The organism is Brachyspira pilosicoli, from assembly GCF_019402445.1.
GTDB classification, from domain to species: Bacteria; Spirochaetota; Brachyspiria; order Brachyspirales; family Brachyspiraceae; genus Brachyspira; species Brachyspira pilosicoli_B.
Map to the genome: position 1 here is coordinate 1 of NZ_SRZM01000333.1, position 2,824 is coordinate 2,824.

Sequence of the window (2,824 nt, forward strand, 5' to 3'; positions counted from 1 at the left end):
CTATAATTACATTATCACCATTAGAAGCATTTATATTATTGATAGCTCTTAATGTAATTGGTTTACCAGTAGAGCATATTTTACATCCATCGCAGCTTGAACTTCTTTGTAATTGTACTTTAGCAATATTGTTATTATATGTTTCTAAAACAATAGCTAATTCTCTTCTCATATGTTTTCCTCTAAATACTAAATAATGAGTAAAATATTAATTATAATTATATAATATAGAATAATAAATATCAATTATGTTATTTAATATAAATAAAAGCATGCCATAGTTTTGGCATGCTTTTATTTTTGTATAATTTTAATTAAGCTTGAGTAACTTTTTGTTTAAACCATTCTTTTCCTTCTACTATTCTTGAAACCAACATACCAGCAACATTGTCTCCAACAGAATTAACCATAGTAGCAGGAGGGTCAACCAATATACCAATAGTAGCTATTAATGGGAAAGCCTCAGGAGGGAAGCCATATATAGAAACAATAAGCATCTCACTTATAAGTCCACCGCCAGGTATAGCACCATTAGCCATACCAGCAAGTACAACAAATATTATAGAACCAACCCAAACCTCAATACCAGTAAAGTTCATTCCAAATACACCATAAAGGAAAGCAATCTTTAATATTCCGCTTAAACAAGTACCATCCATATGAGCAGTAGCACCTATAGGTAAAACTATATTTCTAACATCTTCATTAACACCAATTTTTTTAGAAGCTTCCAAGTTTATAGGAAGTGTAGCAATAGAGCTTTGTGTTGAGAGGGAAGTTATCATAGGAGTAATTAAATATTTCATAGATTTTACTCCATATTTTCCAGCAGCAATATATCCATAAATAGGGAAAAATATAAAGAAATATAAGAAAGCCGCAGGATAATAAACAGCACAAGCCCTAGCATAAGTACCTATTAATTCTGGTCCGAATTTACCAACCAAATTAGCAAAATAAGCACCCAAACCTATAGGAGCATAATACATTATAATGCTAACTAATTTCATTAAAGCAAGTGTGGCCGCTTCAATAACAGGGATTAAAGGCTTAGCTTTCTCTCCTACCAACTTTATAGAAAAACCAAAGAATAAAGAAAATACTATTAGTGGTAGCATATTACTTATAGAAAGTAAGTCTTTAAAATCTGTAACAGTTACCATTTTTACTAATTGTTCTGAAACTTTAGGTGGATTAGGCTCTTCGACTTGGGTGATAGGCATAGTAAAACCTTCAGCAGGATTAAATACTCTAACAGTAACTATCATTATAGTCGCTGCAATAAGTCCTGTAATGATAAATACTATAAACATTGAAGCTACTATTTTACCTAATCTCTTCATATTATCCATTTGAATAATAGAGTTTGTAATAGATAAAAATATCAAAGGCACAACTACAGTAAATAGTATATTAATAAATATATCCCCAAATGGCTTTAAAACTGTAGCCTTCTCTTTGAGAATTATTCCCAATATACTTCCTATAACTACACCCGAAACTAAAAGTATAGGAAACCTATAATTTTTCCAAAAAGAACTTTTCATAAAAGAACCTCCATTTTATAATTATTTATAGTTTTTATTTTTTAATTGTGAAGTTACTTTATTTACAAACTCCTCTATATATTTAAAATCTGTTGCAATATTTACTCTTATAAATCCTTTGCAATTATCAGAGAACCATTCTCCAAAATCTATAGCTATTTTACAATCATCTTGTATAAACTCTTTTACTCTATCTGGACTAACAACCTTTCTTAAATCTATAAAAGGCAAATAAGTTCCCTCCAAAGGACTTGTTATTATTTCTGGTACTTTTGCTTTTAATTCATCTCTTATATATTCATAATTGCGTTTTAATGTTTTTAAAAGTCCATCAAGCCAATCTGAACCATATCTATATGCCGCTTCTGTAGCAACCATTCCTAATAAACTTAATTCTGTTCTATTAACTGTGTTTGCATATTTGTTATATCTTTCTCTCATCTTTTCATCTGGGATTATAATATGAGAGTTTAAAAGGCATGCTAAATTAAATGTTTTTGAAGCTGAAGATAATACTATTAATCTGTCTAAATATTTATCTTTATTTTTTATAGATAGAGCAGAAATGAATGGTCTTACACCTAAATTCATATCTTGGTGTATCTCATCAGAAATAATATATACATTGTGTTTTTTACATATATCAAAGACTTTATCTATTTCTTCATCTGTCCAAACTCTTCCAGCAGGGTTATGAGGGTTGCAGAATATCATAAGTTTTACATTATTTTTTGTTATATCGCTTTCTAGTTTTTCAAAATCAATAGAAAATACTCCGTTATCATTTTTTAATTCACATTTTATTAAATTCCTTTCATTGTCTTTAACAGCATTATGAAATGGATAATAAACAGGAGTAAGTATTACAACACTATCCCCCTTATTAGTAAAAGCATTAACCAACCAATATAATGCAGTTACTAAGCCTGTTGAAAAGTTTATCCATTCTTCTTTTAGGTCTATATTATACCTGCTTTTTTGCCAATTAAAAAATGCTTCAAAATAGCTATCCCATAAAACTGTATATCCAAAAACACCATGAGAAACTCTTTTGTTTAAAGCTTCTATAACCTCATCTGGAGCTCTAAATTCCATATCAGCAACCCACATTGGAATTAAACCATCTACTAAAAATCTTCTGTCCTTTTTTGTTTCCCATTTCTGAGAATTTGTATTTTCTCTGTTTACTAAATATTTACTATTAAATTCTTCTATGGTCATAAAACTTCCTTAAATTACATGATATTTTTATTTTAAGTATAGTAATTTTTTTTGAT

At 28.9% G+C, this 2,824-nt stretch carries 3 protein-coding genes; all 3 read right to left on the reverse strand.

Annotated features, from left to right (window positions below; translation table 11 throughout):
• The coding region (locus E6A48_RS10260; protein ID WP_219710112.1) for a SoxR reducing system RseC family protein at positions 1-172 on the reverse strand (172 nt) is incomplete at its 3' end.
• A gap of 142 nt (positions 173-314) precedes the next feature.
• Complete coding sequence (locus tag E6A48_RS10265; RefSeq protein WP_219710110.1) at positions 315-1,547, reverse strand: dicarboxylate/amino acid:cation symporter; 1,233 nt, start codon at positions 1,545-1,547, stop codon at positions 315-317.
• Positions 1,548-1,568: 21 nt separating this feature from the next.
• On the reverse strand, positions 1,569-2,768 hold the full coding sequence (locus E6A48_RS10270; protein ID WP_219710111.1) for a MalY/PatB family protein: 1,200 nt from the start codon (positions 2,766-2,768) through the stop codon (positions 1,569-1,571).
• Positions 2,769-2,824 lie beyond the last annotated feature (56 nt).

Coding starts and splice junctions, on each gene's coding strand:
- E6A48_RS10265 (WP_219710110.1), bottom strand. CDS start 1,547: ATGAAAAGTTCTTTTTGGAAAAATTATAGGTTTCCTATACTTTTAGTT.
- E6A48_RS10270 (WP_219710111.1), bottom strand. CDS start 2,768: ATGACCATAGAAGAATTTAATAGTAAATATTTAGTAAACAGAGAAAAT.